13 protein-coding genes are annotated in these 17,466 nt (G+C 74.8%); all 13 read left to right on the top strand.

Going from position 1 to position 17,466, the window contains the following annotated elements:
• Positions 1 to 68: 68 nt before the first annotated feature.
• The 13 genes from ACZ6Z8_RS01015 (at position 69) to ACZ6Z8_RS00955 (ending at position 17,449) form a co-directional block, all read left to right on the top strand.
• Positions 69 to 1,250, top strand: coding sequence for an acyl-CoA dehydrogenase family protein (locus tag ACZ6Z8_RS01015; RefSeq protein WP_465604903.1), 1,182 nt, complete (start codon positions 69 to 71; stop codon positions 1,248 to 1,250).
• On the top strand, positions 1,243 to 2,730 hold the full coding sequence (locus tag ACZ6Z8_RS01010; protein ID WP_465604900.1) for a class I adenylate-forming enzyme family protein: 1,488 nt from the start codon (positions 1,243 to 1,245) through the stop codon (positions 2,728 to 2,730). Before ACZ6Z8_RS01015 ends, ACZ6Z8_RS01010 begins: the two co-directional genes overlap by 8 nt.
• Positions 2,727 to 3,023 (top strand): hypothetical protein, encoded by a 297-nt coding sequence (locus tag ACZ6Z8_RS01005; protein WP_465604897.1) that lies wholly within the window; start codon positions 2,727 to 2,729, stop codon positions 3,021 to 3,023. The genes ACZ6Z8_RS01010 and ACZ6Z8_RS01005 overlap by 4 nt, the downstream gene beginning before the upstream one ends.
• Positions 3,020 to 4,042, top strand: coding sequence for a hypothetical protein (locus ACZ6Z8_RS01000; RefSeq protein ID WP_465604894.1), 1,023 nt, complete (start codon positions 3,020 to 3,022; stop codon positions 4,040 to 4,042). The genes ACZ6Z8_RS01005 and ACZ6Z8_RS01000 overlap by 4 nt, the downstream gene beginning before the upstream one ends.
• Entirely contained in the window at positions 4,039 to 4,788 is a 750-nt protein-coding gene (locus tag ACZ6Z8_RS00995; protein WP_465604891.1) for a 4-hydroxy-tetrahydrodipicolinate reductase, read from the top strand. Before ACZ6Z8_RS01000 ends, ACZ6Z8_RS00995 begins: the two co-directional genes overlap by 4 nt.
• Complete coding sequence (locus ACZ6Z8_RS00990) at positions 4,785 to 5,477, top strand: 4'-phosphopantetheinyl transferase superfamily protein (RefSeq protein ID WP_465604888.1); 693 nt, start codon at positions 4,785 to 4,787, stop codon at positions 5,475 to 5,477. Before ACZ6Z8_RS00995 ends, ACZ6Z8_RS00990 begins: the two co-directional genes overlap by 4 nt.
• 51 nt (positions 5,478 to 5,528) lie before the next feature.
• Positions 5,529 to 7,451 carry a non-ribosomal peptide synthetase gene (locus ACZ6Z8_RS00985; protein WP_465604885.1) on the top strand — a complete coding sequence of 641 codons (1,923 nt, stop codon included), beginning with the start codon at positions 5,529 to 5,531 and terminating at the stop codon, positions 7,449 to 7,451.
• The gene (locus ACZ6Z8_RS00980; RefSeq protein ID WP_465604882.1) at positions 7,451 to 13,141 is read left to right on the top strand and encodes a type I polyketide synthase; all 5,691 of its coding nucleotides are present in this window, start codon (positions 7,451 to 7,453) and stop codon (positions 13,139 to 13,141) included. The genes ACZ6Z8_RS00985 and ACZ6Z8_RS00980 overlap by 1 nt, the downstream gene beginning before the upstream one ends.
• The gene (locus tag ACZ6Z8_RS00975; RefSeq protein ID WP_465604880.1) at positions 13,134 to 14,003 is read left to right on the top strand and encodes a 3-hydroxyacyl-CoA dehydrogenase family protein; all 870 of its coding nucleotides are present in this window, start codon (positions 13,134 to 13,136) and stop codon (positions 14,001 to 14,003) included. Before ACZ6Z8_RS00980 ends, ACZ6Z8_RS00975 begins: the two co-directional genes overlap by 8 nt.
• A gap of 71 nt (positions 14,004 to 14,074) precedes the next feature.
• Entirely contained in the window at positions 14,075 to 14,344 is a 270-nt protein-coding gene (locus ACZ6Z8_RS00970; RefSeq protein ID WP_465604877.1) for an acyl carrier protein, read from the top strand.
• A gap of 47 nt (positions 14,345 to 14,391) precedes the next feature.
• Complete coding sequence (locus tag ACZ6Z8_RS00965; RefSeq protein ID WP_465604874.1) at positions 14,392 to 15,564, top strand: acyl-CoA dehydrogenase family protein; 1,173 nt, start codon at positions 14,392 to 14,394, stop codon at positions 15,562 to 15,564.
• The gene (locus ACZ6Z8_RS00960) at positions 15,561 to 16,673 is read left to right on the top strand and encodes an HAD-IIIC family phosphatase (RefSeq protein WP_465604871.1); all 1,113 of its coding nucleotides are present in this window, start codon (positions 15,561 to 15,563) and stop codon (positions 16,671 to 16,673) included. The genes ACZ6Z8_RS00965 and ACZ6Z8_RS00960 overlap by 4 nt, the downstream gene beginning before the upstream one ends.
• Positions 16,670 to 17,449, top strand: coding sequence for a thioesterase II family protein (locus ACZ6Z8_RS00955; RefSeq protein ID WP_465604868.1), 780 nt, complete (start codon positions 16,670 to 16,672; stop codon positions 17,447 to 17,449). The genes ACZ6Z8_RS00960 and ACZ6Z8_RS00955 overlap by 4 nt, the downstream gene beginning before the upstream one ends.
• Positions 17,450 to 17,466 lie beyond the last annotated feature (17 nt).

The raw sequence follows: 17,466 nt of genomic DNA, 5'->3' as shown, positions 1-17,466 counted from the left end.
GACGAGACCCGCAGCCCGACCCGACCTCGAAGCCGAGGCTCGACCAGAGAGAGCAGTGTGTGGTTTCCATGCTGAGCAATGGCATCCTGTCCGCTCGACTGACGGACGGTCACCGCGAGTTGATGGCCCGGGCGGCGGACCACTTCACCCCGCAGTGGCTCGACAAGTGGCGCACCTCGCCCGACGGGCACCTGCGCCGGGAGACCTGGCAGGACCTCGCGGCGAACGGCTTCATGGGCGTGTCGCTGCCGCGCGAACTCGGCGGCCAGGGCCTGGGCCTGCTCGGCGCGCTGGTCCTCGGCGAGGCGCTGGCCGGCGCCCGGGACGGCGGCATCGCCCTCGCGATGCACGTGCAGAACGAGATCGCCTGCGAGTGGCTGGTGTCCGCCCGGGACGAGGCGCTGCGCGACCGCTACCTGCCCGGGCTGGTCACCGGGGACCTGGTGGCCTGCCAGTGCGACACCGACCCGTCCCCCGAGGAGCCCACCACGGCGACCACCGAGGGCGACCAGGTCGTCATCCACGGCCGGAAGAAGTTCGTCATCAACGGCGCCACCGCCGACCTGTGCTTCGTCAGCGCCGTCCTGGACGGCGCGCCCGCGATCATCGCGGTGGAGAAGGCCACCCCGGGCGTGCGGGTCACCGAGGTGTACGACAAGCTCGGCACCCGCAGCGTCGACTCCGCCCTCGTGGAGTTCGACGGCGTCCGCGTCGCCGCCGGGCAGGTGGTCTCGCGCAGCGGCATCAGCCAGCTGATGCGCTGGAACCGGGTGATGTCCCGGATGCGCCTGCTGATCGCCGCCGACGCCTTCTTCACCCACCGCGCGCTGCTGGAGCACATCACCGGCTATGTGCGCGGGCGCAGCCTCGGCGGCCGTCCGCTCGGCGCCTGGCCGGTCAACGCCCACGCGCTGGCCCGGGCCCGCGCCCACCAGGAGCTGATGGAGGCGGGCATCGCCGACGCGTACCTGCGGGTCACCGCCGGGGGAAGCACCGTTCCCGAGATCGCCGAACTCAAGTGGTTCTGCGTGGAGAAGGCCAACGAACTGGCCGTCCTCGCCACCGACCTGGAGGGCGGGGCGGGCTACATGTGGGACAGCCCCTCGCTGCGCGCCCACGCCCAGCTGCGCGGCTTCCGGATGTCCGGCGGCAGCCAGACCACCATGCTGACCATCGCCAACCACAGCATGGCCTGCCGGGCCGAACTCGAACTCGCGCCCGCCGGAGCGGACGGAGCCCGCCGTGGCTGACGGGCGGCGGCTCGGCGCCGCGTTCCTGGCCGCCTGCGACCGGCACGGCGATCGGCGGGCCGTCGTCGCTGCGGGCCGGGAACTGACCTACACCCGTTTCGCCGCCCTGGTCCGGGAACGCGCGGGCACCCTGGACGCGCTGCTCGGGCCGGACCTGGTCAACGTCGGCGTGCACGCCGCCAACAGCATCGACTACCTGGTCTCGTACTACGCCCTGCTGGTGGCCGGACGGCTGCCGTTCCTGATCGACGCGACCTTCGGGGCCGCCGAACTGGAGGGCATCCGGACCAGCTGCGGCGTCCCGGCCTTCCTGTTCGACGGCAAGGAGCCGTTCCCGCTCGGCGGGGAGACCCGGGCCGTCCCGGACAGCGCGCTGTCGCTGGCCGTGCTGCCCGCCACGGCCGGGGCGCCCGAGCCCCGGCCGTCCACCGCCACCTGCCGGTTCACCTCCGGCACCACCGGCGCCCCCAAGTGCCTGGAGTTCACGGCGGACGCGGTGATCGCCGCCGCCGACACCTGGGCGGCCGGCACCGGCCTCGGCCCCGGCGACCGGGTGCTGTGCCTGGCGGGCTTCACCAACGGTCTGGCGTTCAACACCTCGCTGCTGCCGGTCTTCACGGTCGGCGCCGAACTCCACCTCTACCAGGGCCTGCCCACCTCCGGCGGCATCTCCCGGGCCGTCACCCGCGCCGCCGCGACCAGGCTGGTGGCCTTCCCGCTGGCCTACCGGCTGCTCGCCGACGCGGCCCGGGCCGACGTCGACGCCTTCGCCACCGTCACCCGGGCCGTCTCCGCGGCCGCCGTCCTCGACCCGGAGGTGCGGCGCCGCTTCGAGTCCCGGTACGGCGTGCGGATCGCCGACTACTACGGCATCGCCGAGACCGGCCCCTGCACCTACGAACGCGAACCGGACCGCTCCGAAGGACTCGGCACCGCCCTGCCCGGCGTCTCCGTCAAGGCCGTCCAACTGCCCACCGGCGAGACCGAGGTGAGGGTCCGCACCGCCTCGATGGCGGCCGGCTACCTGAACGCCCCCGGCGCCCTCGCCGAACGGCTCGACGCCGACGGCTACTACCGCACCGGCGACCTCGGCCACCTGGCCGACGGACGGCTGTTCGTCACCGGCCGGCTCGGCGGACCGATCAACCTGGCCGGCCGGAAGATCGACCCGGCCGAGATCGAACGCACCCTGCTCGCCCTCGACGGCGTCACCGACGCCGCCGTGTTCGCCGACACCGACGCCAACGGGGAGACCGTCCTGCACGCCGCACTGGCCGGCACCGGACGGATCGGCCGCACCGAGGTGGTCGACGCCTGCCGCGCCCGCCTCGCGCCGTTCAAGGTGCCCGGGCGGGTGACCTTCCTCCCCGCCATCCCCCGATCGACCGTCGGCAAGGCCCGGATGACCGAACTGCGCCGCCTGGTCCAGGACGTCCGCGCCGCCGACGGCACCGCCCAGGAACTGGAGAAGCACGCATGAGCAGCAGCACAGCCAACGAGGCGGCCCGCACCGGAACGGACCTGCGCGAGGAGATCGAACTGCTCGTCGAGACCGCCACCGGACGGGTCGTCACCGTCGCCGACCTGCGCGCCGCGGACGGCGAACTCGACCGGGCCGGCGTCAACTCCATCGGCTACATCAACCTGATGGAGGTGCTGGAGCAACGCTACGACGCCGTGATCGACCCCGAGGCCGACCCCGAGCACCTGTACTCCGTCGACTCGATCGTCCGGTTCGTCCGCGCCCGGCTCGCCGAGGGAGGCCGCGCATGACCGCCGCCGACCAGGCCCTCGCCGCCCTGCACGGGCTGCTGACCGGCCACGGCCCCGACCTGCCGCCGACTGCCGGAGCCTCTGCGGGGGCCGGCCTGTCGCCGGCGGAGGCGCTGGACGAGGCCCTGGACCGGATCTGGGAGACCCGGCCGTTCGCCGTGGCCGCCGCGCTCACCGAGCAGGTGCACGGCGTCCTGCCGCTGCTCGACGCCTTCGACACCACCGCCCCGCTGCTCGACGACATCCGCGCGGGCCACGTCACCACCGCGCTCGGCCTGTTCACCCCCAGCGCCCTGCTCAGCCTCACCGCCCCCGCCGTCCGGGCCGACCGGGACGGCGGCCGGACGCTGCTGACCGGCCGCTACCGGTACGCCGTCCAGGACGCCGAGGCGTCCCTGGTCCCGGTCCGGCTGGACGGCGGGACGCGGCTGGCGCTGGTCCCGCACGACGCGGCCGGCGTCCGGCTGCACGGCGCCGGCCGGGCCGTCGGCTGGGGCTGGGCCGAACTCGACGGCGCCCCCGCCGCCGCGCTGTCCCGCCCGGTCGACTGGGCGCCCGGCGGGGAGCTGACGGCCGCGCTCGACGCGTACGCCTGGGCGTTCGCCCGCCGCGCCCTCGCCTGGCCCGCCCGGGTCGTCGCCGACCTGCGCCGGGCGCTGGCCCGGACCGGTGAGGGCGTGGAGGCGCTGTCCACCTCCCAGTACCTGGCCCACGAGCTCAGCAAGCTGGAGATCGAGGTCTCGCTGGCCTCGGCCGCCGCGCGGTTCGGGGCGGGGTTCAAGGCCGAGGAACCCGGCGGCCAGGCCGTCCTCGCCACCCTGCTGAGCGCCGTCGACCTGATCCAGCGGGCCGCCCGGACCGCCGAGGACATGGCCACCGAACTCGGCCTCGAAGCCGCCCCGGTGGACGACGCCGACTGGCCCGACGCCGCCCTCCAGGCCTGCTTCGGCGGCCGGCGCGTCGTCGAGAACGAACTCGCCCGCCGGATGGGCCTGGTCCCGGAGGCGGTCGGCGCATGACCGTCCCCGTCGCCGTCTGCGGCCTGACCGGCCGGATGGCGGGCGTCGTCCGGCAGGCCCTCCTGGACGCCCCCGACCTGGCGCTGTCCGCCCGGCTCAGCCTCCGGCCCCCGGCACCCGGCCCGGACGAAACGGATCCGCCCGCACCGGTGGTGCACCGCCTCGCCGACCTGCCCGACCCGGATCCGGTGGTCGTCGACTTCACCGCCGAGGAGGCCACCGCCGAGCTGCTCGACCAGGCCCGCACCGTGCCCTGCTCACTGGTCATCGGCACCAGCGGCCTCGGCGACCGGCACCAGCGGCTGCTGGCGGAGGTCGGCCGCAGCCGCGCCGTCGTGGTCGCCGCCAACTACAGCCTCGCCCTGCTGGCCGTCACCCGCTTCGTCGAGGACCTCGCCGCCCAGTCCGACGACAGCTGGAACGCGGGCGTCGGCGACCTGCACTTCGCGGGCAAGCGCGACCGCCCCAGCAGCACCGCCCGTCACCTCGCCGCCGCCTGGCAGGGCGCCCGCGGCCCCGGCGCGCCCGCCCCCGACATCACCTCCTTCCGCCTCGGCGACGCCCTCAGCGAGCACCGGGTGGTCGCGGCGGGCAGCGGTGAACACGTCGAGGTCCTGCACCGGATGGCCGACCGCCGCGCCTTCCTGCCCGGCGTGCTGCGCGCGATCCGGTACGCGGCCACCGCCGGACCGGGCGTGCGCGGCCTGGCGGACGTGGTGCGCGAACCCCTTCCCGTACGGCGGTGACCGGCGTGCGGCTGCTGTGGGACGAGGTGCGGCGCGGCGCGGCGCAGGCCGCGCACCAGCGCAGCGGCCACACCGGCGCCGCCCGCCAGGACCAGTGGTACGCGGCCCGGCAGACGCTGAGGGCCGGCCTGGTCCGGCTCGGCCTGGTGCCCGACCTGCCCGACGCGCACCGGCGGATCGGGCTGGCCGGGCCGGGCGCCGTCCGGCAGGTCAGCTGGGACGGCGCCGCCCTGCGGCCCGCCGTGCAGTTCTCCGTCGCGCACACCGCCGAGCAGGTGGTGGTGGCGCTGCGCCGCGGTGAACCGGCCGACGGCGCGGCACCGGCCGGGCTGGGCGTCGACGCCGAGACCGAATGGGCCACCGCCGAGCGCAACCTGCACCGCTTCGGCACCCCGGCCGAGCTCGACGCCCTGCGCCGGGCCTGCGGCCCGGTGGTCCGCCCGCTGCACCTGTGGTGCGTCAAGGAGGCCCTGGCGAAGGCCTCCGGCCTGGGCTTCGTCCGGATCCCGCCCCGGCGCTACCGCCTGCACCCCGCCGCCGACGCGGCGCCCCACCGCCTGACCGTCGAGATCGCCGGAGCCGATCCGCCGGACGCCGGCCCCCGCCGAGCCCTGGTCCGCACCGGCACCCGGACCACCGCCGGCCGGCCGCCCACCGCCTGGGCGGTGGCCGAACTGCCGACGCGCTGAACCCCAAAATCCGCCGACGCGCCGAACCCCGACCAACGAAGCAACTGGGAGATGACCGTGACCGAGGACGCCCCGATCACCGGCCTCAGCCGACTGATCGCCGACCGGGCCGCCGCCCGGCCGGACGCCGCCGCCCTCCTCGCACCCGACCGGACCCCGCTCACCTACCGGGCGCTCGCCGGGCGGATCGAGGAGATCGGGCAGGCGCTGAACACCTTCGGAATCGGCCGCCCCCACCGGGTCGCCCTGGTGCTGCCCAACGGCCCCGACCTCGCCACCGCGTTCCTCGGCACGGCCGCGTACGCCCAGAGCGCCCCGCTCAACCCCGCCTACCGGGAGCAGGAGTTCGCCTTCTACCTCGCCGACATGCGGGCCGACGCCCTGCTGGTCGAGGCCGGGGACGACTCGCCCGCCGTGGCGGTCGCCCGGCAGCTCGGTGTCCGGATCATCGAGCTCAGCTCCCGGCCCGGCACCCCCGCGGGCGAGTTCGAGCTGCACTGCGCCGACCCCGGCGCACCGGTCGCCGCCGCCGACGGCGGCCCCGCCGGCCCGGAGGACACCGCCCTGATCCTGCACACCTCCGGCACCACCGACCGGCCCAAGCTCGTCCCGCTCACCCACGCCAACCTGCACGTCGCCGCCCGCAACACCGGCGCCGCCTTCGCCCTCGACGAGCAGGACCTCTGCCTCAACCCGATGCCGCTGTTCCACGCCCACGGCCTGACCAGCACCCTGCTGGCCACCCTGGTCCGCGGCGCCGGGATCGTCTGCACCCCCGGCTTCAGCGACACCGGCTTCTACACCTGGCTGGAGCGGTTCCGCCCGACCTGGTACACCGCCGTGCCGGCCATGCACCAGGCCCTGCTGTCCGTCGCCGACGACCACCGCGAGGTCCTCGCCGCCAGCCGGCTCCGGTTCATCCGCTCCGCCTCCGCGCCGCTGCCCGGCCCCACCCTGACCGCCCTGGAGGAGGCCTTCCACGCCCCGGTCATCGAGGCGTACGGCATGACGGAGGCCGGCTCGCTGGTCACCAGCAACCCGCTGCCGCCCGGCCGGCGCAAGCTCCGCTCGGTCGGCCTGCCGGTGGGCGGACCGGTCGCCGTGCTGGACAAGGCGGGGCAGCCCGTACCGGCCGGCGAGTCCGGCGAGATCGCCATCCGCGGGGCCAACGTGATGGCCGGCTACGAGGCCAACCCGGAGGCCAACTCCCGTGCCTTCACCGGCGGTTGGCTGCGCACCGGCGACGAGGGACGGCTCGACGAGGACGGCTACCTGTACGTGGTCGGCCGCAGCAAGGAGATCATCAACCGGGGCGGCTCCAAGGTCGCCCCGGTCGAGATCGACGACGTCCTGGCCGGCCACCCCACCGTCAAGCTCGCCGTCGCCTTCGGCGTCCCGCACCCCACCCTGGGCGAGGACGTCGCGGTGGCCGTCGTCCCGGAACCCGGCGCCCTGGTGGTCGAGCGGGACCTGCGCGAGTACGCCCGCGAGCGGCTCGCCGACTTCAAGGTCCCCAGCCGGGTGTTCGTCGTCGACGACGTCCCGCGCAGCCCCACCGGCAAGGTGCAGCGCCTGCGGCTCGCCGAACGCCTGGCCACGGCCGCCGCGCCCGGTCACCGGGCCGCCCCCGCCGACCCCTTGGCCCGTCGGATCGCCGCCGTCTGGTCCGAGGTGCTCGGCACCGAGGAGTTCGGCGTCGAGGACAACTTCTTCGACCTGGGCGGCAACTCGCTGCTGCTCAAGCGCGTCTCCGCCCGGCTGGGCGAGCAACTCGGCCGCGAGGTACCGCTCCTGACACTGACCATGTGCCCCACCGTCGAGACCCTCGCCGCGCACCTGGCCGAGGAGCCCGGGGGGCCCGGCGGCCCCGGCGCCGCCGCCCCCGGGGCCCGGGAGCGGCTCGACCGCGGCCGCGACCGGCTGCGCCGCCAGCTCGACCAACGGCGGGCCGGCGCACGGAAGGAGAACGGCTGATGGAGCACAGCGACGACACGACCGGCCTGGAGATCGCCGTCATCGGCCTCGCCTGCCGCTTCCCCGGCGCCGACGGCCCCGAGCAGTACTGGGAGAACCTGAGCACCGGCACCGAGTCGATCACCTTCTTCACCCCCGAGGAACTCGCCGCCCAGGGCGTCCCCGAGGCCCTGCGCAACGATCCCGACTACGTCGCCGCGCAGGGCGTCCTGGCGGACGCCGACCGCTTCGACGCCGACTTCTTCGGCATGAGCCCGAAGGAAGCCGACCTGATGGACCCCCAGCACCGGGTGCTGCTGCGGTGCGCCTGGGAGGCCCTGGAGGACTCCGGCCACGACCCGCTCGCCGTGCCCGGCCCGGTCGGGGTGTACGCGGGCACCTACTACAACAGCTACGTCGACCACGTGGACGGCCGGATCGACGGCGAGGACCCGGGCGAGGTGTTCGCCCGGAACATCGCCAACGAGAAGGACTTCCTGGCCACCCGGATCGCCTACAAGCTCGATCTTTCCGGCCCGGCCCTCACCGTCCAGTCCGCCTGCTCCACCTCCCTGGTGGCCGTCCACCTGGCCTGCCAGGCGCTGCTCAGCGGAGCCTGCGACACCGCGCTCGCGGGCGGCGCGACGGTCCGTGCCCACCAGCACCAGGGCTACCTGTTCCAGCCCGGCGGGATCTTCTCCGCCGACGGCCACTGCCGGCCCTTCGACGCCACCGCGCAGGGCACCGTCGCCGCCAACGGCGCGGGCATGGTGGTGCTCAAGCGGCTGGAGGACGCCCTCGCCGACGGCGACCCGATCCGGGCCGTGATCAAGGGCTCGGCGGTCGGCAACGACGGTGCCCGGCGGATCGGCTTCACCGCCCCCGGTGTGGCCGGCCAGGCCCGGGTGATCCGCGCCGCCCTCGACACCGCCGACGTCGACCCGGCCACCATCGGCTACGTCGAGACGCACGGCAGCGGCACCCCGCTCGGCGACCCGATCGAGATCGAGGCCCTGACCCAGGTCTTCCGCGGCCTCGCCCCCGGCAGCTGCGCGATCGGCGCGGTCAAGGGCAACATCGGCCACACCCACGCCGCCGCCGGCGTCGCCGGGCTGATCAAGACCGTGCTGGCGCTCCAGCACCGGCAGATCCCGCCGAGCCTGCACTTCGACGTCCCCAACCCGGCCATCGACTTCGACGCCGTCCCGTTCCGGGTCAACACCCGGCTCACCGACTGGCCGGCCGGGCCGGGACCGCGCCGGGCCGGCGTCAGCTCCTTCGGCATGGGCGGCACCAACGCCCACGTCGTCCTGGAGGAGGCCCCCGCGCCCGCCCGCCGCGCACCCGGCCGGTCCCGCGTCCTGCTGCCGGTCACCGCCCGCACCGCCGGCGCCCTGGAGGCCGCCACCGACCGGCTCGCCGACCGCCTCGACGGCGCCACCGCCCCCGACCTGGCCGGCACCGCCCGCACCCTGCAGACCGGCCGCCGCCACTACGGCCACCGCCGCTTCCTGATCGCCGAGTCCACCGCCGAAGCCGCCCGCGCGCTGCGCGAGCGCGCCCCGAACGCCGTCCGCACCGGCCACCACGACGGCACGCCCCGTCAGGTCGCCTTCGTCCTCCCCGGCCTCGGCGAGCAGCGCATCGGCATGGGGCGCGAACTCCACGCCACCGAACCGGTGTTCCGCGACGCCCTCGACCGCTGCGCCGAAGGCTTCCGCCCGTACCTCGGCATCGACGTGCGCGAGCTGCTCCACCCCGCCGGGGCGCCGGACACCCCGCCCGCCGGCGCCGACCTGCGCCGGATGCTGCGCGGCGGCCCGGCCGCCGCCGAACGCACCGAGCTCGACCGCACCCGCTACGCGCAGCCCGCGACCTTCGCCGTCGAGTACGCGCTGGCCGGGCTCTGGGAGTCCTGGGGGGTGCGGCCGAGCGCGCTGATCGGCTACAGCATCGGCGAGTACACCGCCGCGCACCTGGCCGGCGTCCTCTCGCTGGACGACGCCCTGAAGCTGGTCGCGCACCGCGCCCGGCTGATCGACGGCCTGCCGGCCGGCGCCATGCTGGCCGTGCCGCTGCCCGAGGAGCGCGTCCTCGGCCTGCTGGACGACGACCTCTCGCTGGCCGCCGTCAACGGGCCCGCGCTGTGCGTGGTGGCCGGCACCGCCGAGGCGGTCGGCGCGCTGGAGGCCCGGCTCGCCGCGGACGGCGTCGCCGCCCGGCAGTTGCAGACCACCCACGCCTTCCACTCGCACATGATGGATCCGATCGCGGCGGAGTTCGCCGAGCTCGCCGCCGGGGTCACCCTCCACCCGCCGACCGTCCCGTACGTCTCCAACGTCACCGGCGACTGGGCCGACGCCGAGCTGGTCACCGACCCGGCGTACTGGGTGCGGCACCTGCGCCGGCCGGTGCGCTTCGCCGACGGCATCGGCCGGCTGTGGCAGCAGCCCGGGCGGGTCCTGCTGGAGACCGGTCCCGGCCAGTCCCTGACCAGCCTGGCCCTCCAGCTGCGGCCCGCCTCCGCCGCGCCGGGCGTGGCCGTCGCCTCCATGCCGGGACGCTTCGACCGGCAGGGCGAGGAGCGGTTCCTGCTGAACACCGCCGGCGGGCTGTGGGCCGCCGGCGTGGACCTGGACTGGCCCGCCGTCAACGGCGGCAACGACGCCGCCAGGGTCGCCCTGCCGCCGTACCCGTTCGAGGAGACCCGGCACTGGATCGACCCGGCACCCCGCAAGGCCGCACCCTCGCTCGCCCGCCGGGCGGACCTCGCCGACTGGTTCCACACCCCGGTCTGGGAGTCGCTGCCGCCCCGCCCGGCCGCCGCCGCCCCGGCGGCCGGAAGCTGGCTGCTGTTCACCGACGAGGAGGGCGTCGGCGAGGCGCTCGCCGCCCGGCTGCGCGCCGACGGCCACCGCGTCACCACCGTCCGGGCGGGCCTGGCCTGGCGCGAACTCCCCGACGGCACATATGAGTTGGCACCGGGCAGCGCCGCAGACCACCGGCGGCTGGTCGAACGGGTCACCGCCGACGGCGGCCCGCCGGACCGGATCGTCCACCTGTGGAGCGTCGGCCCGCGCCGCTCCGCCGAGGAGACCCTGGAACGCGGCTTCCACAGCCTGCTCCGGCTCGACCAGGCCCTCACCGCCACCGCCCCCGGCGCCCCGCTGGACCTCGCCGTGGTCTCCAGCGACGCCTTCGCGGTGCTCGGCACCGAACCCGTCGCCCCGGAGAAGGCCACCGTCACCGGCCCGGCCCTGGTCCTGCCGCTGGAACAGCCCGACACCGTCTGCCGGGCCGTCGACCTCTCCCTGCCCCCCGGCCGCGGCTGGACGCCGGAGGACACCGAACTGCTGTACACCGAACTCCTCGACGCGCCGACCAGGCCGCTCACCGCCCTGCGTGGCCGCCGCCGCTGGGAGCGCACCCACCGGCCGGTCCGGGTGGAGGCCGTCGCGGACGGCCGCACCCCGCTGCGCGAGGACGGCGTCTACCTGATCACCGGCGGCTTCGGCGGCGTCGGCCTCTCCCTGGCCCGCCACTTCGCGGCCGCCGCCCGGGCCCGGCTCGTCCTGGTCGGACGCACCCCGCTGCCGCCCCGCGAGAGCTGGGACGCCCTGCTCGCCGACGGCAGCGAGGACGCGGCGGCGGGGGAGCGGATCCGCGCCGTGCTGGAACTCGAAGGGCTCGGCGCCCAGGTGATGACCGCGGCCGCCGACGTCACCGACTCCGCCGCCATGCACCGGATCGCCGACGAGGCGGTGGAGCGCTTCGGCGCCGTCCACGGGATCGTGCACGCCGCCGGGGTCCCGGCCGCCGGGCTCGCCCAGCTCAAGACCACGGAGGCCGCCGACCGGGTGCTCGACCCCAAGGTCCGCGGCGGCCTGGTGGTCGACGCCCTCGCCCGCCGGCTCGCCCCCGACTTCACCGTCCACTGCTCCTCCAGCCTCGCCCTGACCGGCGGCGTCGGGCAGATCGACTACGTCGCCGCCAACGCCTTCCTGGACGCCCTGGCCCAGCACAACGAGGCCACCGGCGGGCCGCGCACCGTGTCGGTGAACTGGGACGGCTGGCAGGAGGTCGGCATGGCCTTCCGCACCATCGGCGCCGGTGCCGAGCGGCCCGCCGATGGCCGTACCGGCCCCGTCGACCACCCGCTGCTCGACGCCTGCCTGCGCGACGACGAGGCCGTCGCCGTCTACTCCGTCGCGCTCAGCGTCGCCACCTCCTGGCTGATCGACGAGCACCGGATGGCGGGCAACGCCGTCGTCCCCGGCACCGGCCACCTGGAACTCGCCCGCGCCGTCCACGAGCACCAGAGCGGCGACGCCCGGGCGGTGCTCGACGAGGTCACCTTCCTCTCCCCGGTGGTCATCGGCGAGGACCAGCGGCGCGAACTGCGGGTCGTCCTCGACAAGCGGCACAGCCCGCCACGCTTCGCCGTGGTCAGCCGGGAGAGCGGTGCCGGCCAGGACCCGGCCGAGGAGGACGGCTGGCAGGTCCATGTGACGGGCTCCGTCGGCCCGGTCGGCGAGGACGCCGCCCCGCGCCGCCGCCACGACGTCGCCGAGCTGATCGCCCGCGCCGGCATGCGCGACCTCGGCGCCGTCACCCACACCGGCCCGATGGGCTTCGGCCCGCGCTCCCGCTGCCTGCGCCGGGTGCACCTCGGCGAGAAGGAGGCGCTCGCCGAGCTCGAACTGCCCGCCGAGTTCGGCGGCGACCTGGAGCGGATCGCCCTCCACCCCTCCCTGCTCGACCTCGGAGCGGGTTTCCACGGCATGAACCTCGCCGAGGAGTTCCGGATCCCGCTCAGCTACGGCCGCCTCACCCTCCTCGCCCCGCTGCCGCGCCGGATCTACAGCCACCACCGCTTCCACGAGGCGGACCGCCGCGGCAAGGAGACCTTCACCGCGGACTTCACCCTGCTGGACGAGACCGGCCTGGAGACCGTCCGGGTCGAGGACTTCGTCCTCAAGCGCGTCGCCGACCTGGAGACCCGGCTCGAAGCGCTGCGCGACGGAACCTCCCGCGAGACCGCCGCCTACCGCTTCCCGCCCGCCGCCGCCACCTCCCCCGGACGGCCGGGCGAGAGCGGACCGCTGCGCGACCACCTGGACCAGGGCATCCGGCCCGCCGAGGGAGTCGAGGCGCTGCTGCGGCTGCTCGCCGCCGGACTCGGCCCGCAGGTCGCCGTGGTCGCCAAGGACCTGGACGCCGTGTTCGCCGACATCCGCGCCCACCGGGTGGGCGCCCCGGCGGACGGACCGGCGGACGACACCGCCGTCCATCCACGCCCCGGCATCCTCACCGCGTACACCGAGCCCCGGGACGACACCGAGACCGCGCTGGCCCGGCTGTGGGCCGAACTGCTCGGCCTGGAACGCGTCGGCGTGCACGACGAGTTCTTCGAGCTCGGTGGCCACTCGCTGCTCGGCCTCCAGCTCGCGGCCCGGATCCGGCGCCGGTTCGGCGTCGACCTGCCGCTGAACGCCCTCTTCGAGACGCTGACCGTGGCGGAACAGGCCGCCGCCCTCCGCCGACGCCTCGACACCGCGGCGACGACCGAGACCGCAGGGACGACCGACACCGAACCGACGACCGACACCGCAGGGACGACCGACACCGAACCGACGCCCGACACCCCCGGGGACGGCACCTCGACGCCCGGCTCCCCGGCCGAACAGAAGCGGAGCACAGCAGATGTCTGACATCCACACGGTCGGCGTGGTCGGCGCCGGCGTCATGGGCACCGGCCTGGCCCAGGCGCTCGCCCAGACCGGCCACCGGGTCCTGCTGGTCGACCGGACGAAGGAGATCCTCGCCGCCGCCGAGCAGACCATCGCCCAGGGCCTGCGCTTCGGCCGGGTGCTGGGCGCCAAGGGCCCCGAGGAGGACCGGCGGACCGTCCTCGCGCGGATCAGCCTCACCACCGACTACGAGGGCTTCGACGAGGCCGACTTCGTGATCGAGAACATCACCGAGGACTGGGGTCTGAAGAAGGGCGTGTACGAGCGCCTGGACGCGGTCTGCCCGGAGCGCACGGTGTTCGCCGCCAACACCTCGGTCATCCCGATCACCCGGATCGGCGCGGCCACCTCCCGGCCCGACCGGGTGCTCGGGATGCACTTCATGAACCCCGTCCCGCTCAAGCCGACCGTGGAGATGATCCGCGGCCACCACACCTCCGCCGCGACCGTGGCCACCGCCCGCGCCCTGCTGGCCCAACTCGGCAAGGAGGGAATCCTGGTGGAGGACTCGCCGGGGTTCGTCACCAACCGGGTCCTGATGCTCACCGTGAACGAGGCCGTCTACCTGGTCCACGAGGGCGTGGCCGGCGCCGAGGAGGTCGACCGGATCTTCAAGACCTGCTTCGGCCACACCATGGGCCCGCTGGAGACCGCCGACCTGATCGGCCTGGACACCATCCTGCAGTCCGTCCAGGGCCTCTACACCGCGTTCAGCGACAGCAAGTACCGGCCGTGCCCGCTGCTGGTCCGGATGGTCGACGCCGGCCTGCTCGGCCGCAAGAGCGGCCAGGGCTTCTACAGCTACGCCACCACCCTGGCCTGACCGCACGTCCCGACTCCAGACCCAGCCCCAGCCACCACCGGCACCCGAACGAGAAGAAGGAACCGCCCGCCATGACGACGGCCGACCACAAGCCGCAGATCCTCGCCTTCCTCGCCCAGTTCTTCGGCGAGCACCGGCTCACCGACGACGAGGACATCTTCGCCACCGGATTCGTCAACTCGCTCTTCATCATGCAGCTGGTGCTGTTCGTCGAGGGCGAGTTCGGCATCACCGTCGAGGACGACGACCTGGAGATGGCCAACTTCAACACCGTGCGCGCCATCGACGCGCTGGTCACCCGCAAGCGCGCCGCCGTCGGCGCCGCCGCCCAGCACTCCTGACCCCCCGTGACCTTCCCGACCGCAGAGACCACGCAGGAGAGGGACCGATGGCCATCAGAGTGCAACTGACCGAGCGCCAGGCCACGGCGCGGGAGGAGTACGAGGCCTTCACCCGGGAGGCCGTCGCCCCGCACGCGGACGCCTGGGACCGCGCCGAACGCCTCCCCGAGGAGTTCCTCAAGGAGTTCGCCGCCCGCGGCCTGCTGGGCGCCGCCGTCCCGGCCGGGTACGGCGGCACCGACCTGGACCCGATCACCTTCGGCCTGCTCAACGAGGAACTCGGCCGCGGCTGCTCGTCCGTGCGCAGCCTGGTCACCGTGCACGGCATGGCCTCGTACGCCGTCGCCCGGTGGGGCGGCGAGCGGCAGCGCGAGCACTGGCTGCCGAAGTTCGCCACCGGCGCGGCGATCGGCGCCTTCGCGCTCACCGAGCCCGGCGCCGGCAGCGACGTCAAGGCGCTGAGCACCACGGCCCGGCGCACCGACGGCGGCTTCCGGCTCACCGGCGAGAAGCGCTGGATCACCTTCGGCCAACGCGCCGACGTGTACCTGCTGTTCGCCCGCATGGACGGCCGGGAGGCCGCCTTCCTGGTGCCCCGGGACGCCCCGGGGCTGACCGTCCGGCCGGTCACCGGCGTTCTCGGCACCAAGGCCTCGATGCTCGCCGAACTCAGCCTGGCGGACTGCCTGGTGGCCCCCGAGGCGCTGCTCGGCCGGCCGGGCTTCGGACTGGCCGCCGTCGCCGCGAGCGCCCTCGAACTAGGCCGCTACAGCGTCGCCTGGGGCTGCGTCGGCCTCGCCCAGGCCTGCCTGGACGCCTCCCTCGACCACGCCGACCGGCGGGAGACCTTCGGCGTACGGCTCCGCGACCACCAGCTGGTCCAGCGGATGATCGCCGACATGGCCACCGGAACCGCCGCGGCCCGGCTGCTCTGCCAGCAGGCCGGCTGGCTGCGGCAGGACCGCTCCACCGAGAGCCTGCACGCCACCTGGCTCGCCAAGTACCACGCCTCCCGCACCGCGTTCCGCTCCGCCTCGGACGCCGTCCAGGTGCACGGCGCCCAGGGCTGCGGCGACGGCCACCCCGTCCAGCGCTACCTGCGGGACGCCAAGGTCATGGAGATCATCGAGGGCAGCACCGAACTCCAGCAGACCACCATCGCCGAATCCGCCTACCACTCCCGCCAGCGCACCACCCCCACCGAAAGGGTGACGGCATGACCTCCCAGGGCACCGCCGGCCAGCAGGACGGCACCACCGCCGACAAGCCCGCCAAGACCGTCAAGTGCGTCGTCTGGGACCTCGACCACACCGTGTGGGACGGCATCCTGCTGGAGGACGGCGAGGCGCCGCTGCGCCCCGGTCTGCGCGAGGTCATCGTCGAACTCGACCGCCGCGGCATCCTGCACTCGATCGCCAGCCGCAACGACCACGAGGCCGCCACCGCGGCGCTGCGCCGGCACGGGCTGCTCGACTACTTCCTCTACCCGCAGATCAACTGGAACGCGAAGTCCTCGTCGATCCGCTCCATCGCCACCTCGCTCAACCTGGGCCTGGACGCCTTCGCCTTCGTCGACGACGACGCCTTCGAACGCGGCGAGGTCTCCTTCGAGATCCCCGAACTGCTGGTCGTCGACGCCGCGGAGGCCGCCGGCCTCGCCGACCGGCCGGAGTTCTCGCCGCGGTTCGTCACCGACGACTCCGCCCGGCGCCGCGAGATGTACCGCGCCGACCAGGAGCGCACCCGGGTCGAGCAGGAGTTCACCGGCCCTCAGGAGGCCTTCCTCGCCACCCTCGGCATGACCCTCACCATCCACCCCGCCCAGGAGGAGGACCTGCGCCGGGCCGAGGAACTGACCGTCCGCACCCACCAGCTCAACACCACCGGCTACACCTACTCCTACGACGAGCTCGACGCCTTCCGCCGCTCGGACACCCACGAACTGCTGGTCGCCCGGCTGGAGGACCGGCACGGCCCGTACGGGACCATCGGCCTGGTGCTGCTCGCCAAGGACCCGGACGCCTGGACCGTCAAGCTGCTGCTGATGTCCTGCCGGGTGATGTCCCGCGGCGTCGGCGGGGTGATCATCAACCACCTGCGCCGCCGCGCCCGGGAGGCCGGCGTCCGCCTGCTGGCCGAGTACCTGCCCAACGGGCGCAACCGGATGATGCTGATCACCTACAAGTTCACCGGCTTCCGCCGGCTCACCGGCGAGGACGGGCTGACGCTCTTCGAGGCCGACCTCACCGACGTCCCCGGCGACCCGGACTACCTGACCGTCCACGCCCCGGGCCGAGAGGCCCCGGCCGGAGAGGACCGGAGGCGGTGACGGCGGCCGGCAGCCCCTGGGTGGTCAGGACCGAGCCCAACCCCGGCGCCCGGCTCCGTCTGATCTGCTTCGCCTACGCCGGCGGCGGCAGCTCGGCCTTCGCCGACTGGCCGCGCGCCCTGCCCGACGACGTCGAGGTGTGCGCGGTACGGCTGCCCGGCCGCGAGTCACGGATCTTCCAGCCCGCCTACACCGATGTCGAGGACCTGCTGCCCGACCTCACCGAGGCCCTGGCCGACCACTGCCGGCCCCCCTACGCCCTGTTCGGCCACAGCATGGGCGCGCTGATCGCGTTCTCCTTCGCCCGCCGGCTCCGCGAGCTCGGCGCCCCCGCCCCCGACCACCTGGTGGTCTCCGGACGCAGGGCCCCGCAGCTCACCCACAACCGGCCGCTGATCCACCACCTGCCGCAGGACCAGTTCCTGGAGCGGATCCGGGAGCTGGGCGGCACCCCGGAGAGCCTGCTGGCGGACGCCCGGGTGATGCGGCTGGTCCTGCCCGGGCTGCGGGCCGACTTCCAGCTCAACGACTGCTACACCCACCGCCCGCAGGAGCCGCTGACCGTCCCGATCACCGCCTTCGGCGGCCGCGCCGACCCGCACGTCGACCCCGAGGGCCTCGCCGCCTGGGCCCGGCAGAGCACCGGCGCCTTCACGATGCGGATGTTCGACGGCGGGCACTTCTTCCTGCACACCGCCCAGCAGGAGGTGCTGAACGAACTGTCCCGGCTGCTGCGCCGTCCCAGCGACCGGATCGCCGGAGCCGTCGCCCCGTGAACCCGGCAGACCCGAAC

It is taken from the genome of Kitasatospora sp. NPDC101108, from assembly GCF_055584725.1.
This window is presented reverse-complemented; position numbering and strand designations above follow the sequence as displayed.

What these genes read in the sequence shown, in the direction of transcription:
- ACZ6Z8_RS00970 (WP_465604877.1), top strand. Translation starts at nt 14,075, where the DNA reads ATGACGACGGCCGACCACAAGCCGCAGATCCTCGCCTTCCTCGCCCAG.
- ACZ6Z8_RS00995 (WP_465604891.1), top strand. Translation starts at nt 4,039, where the DNA reads ATGACCGTCCCCGTCGCCGTCTGCGGCCTGACCGGCCGGATGGCGGGC.
- ACZ6Z8_RS00975 (WP_465604880.1), top strand. Translation starts at nt 13,134, where the DNA reads ATGTCTGACATCCACACGGTCGGCGTGGTCGGCGCCGGCGTCATGGGC.
- ACZ6Z8_RS01005 (WP_465604897.1), top strand. Translation starts at nt 2,727, where the DNA reads ATGAGCAGCAGCACAGCCAACGAGGCGGCCCGCACCGGAACGGACCTG.
- ACZ6Z8_RS00980 (WP_465604882.1), top strand. Translation starts at nt 7,451, where the DNA reads ATGGAGCACAGCGACGACACGACCGGCCTGGAGATCGCCGTCATCGGC.
- ACZ6Z8_RS00985 (WP_465604885.1), top strand. Translation starts at nt 5,529, where the DNA reads ATGACCGTGACCGAGGACGCCCCGATCACCGGCCTCAGCCGACTGATC.
- ACZ6Z8_RS01015 (WP_465604903.1), top strand. Translation starts at nt 69, where the DNA reads ATGCTGAGCAATGGCATCCTGTCCGCTCGACTGACGGACGGTCACCGC.
- ACZ6Z8_RS01000 (WP_465604894.1), top strand. Translation starts at nt 3,020, where the DNA reads ATGACCGCCGCCGACCAGGCCCTCGCCGCCCTGCACGGGCTGCTGACC.
- ACZ6Z8_RS00960 (WP_465604871.1), top strand. Translation starts at nt 15,561, where the DNA reads ATGACCTCCCAGGGCACCGCCGGCCAGCAGGACGGCACCACCGCCGAC.
- ACZ6Z8_RS00965 (WP_465604874.1), top strand. Translation starts at nt 14,392, where the DNA reads ATGGCCATCAGAGTGCAACTGACCGAGCGCCAGGCCACGGCGCGGGAG.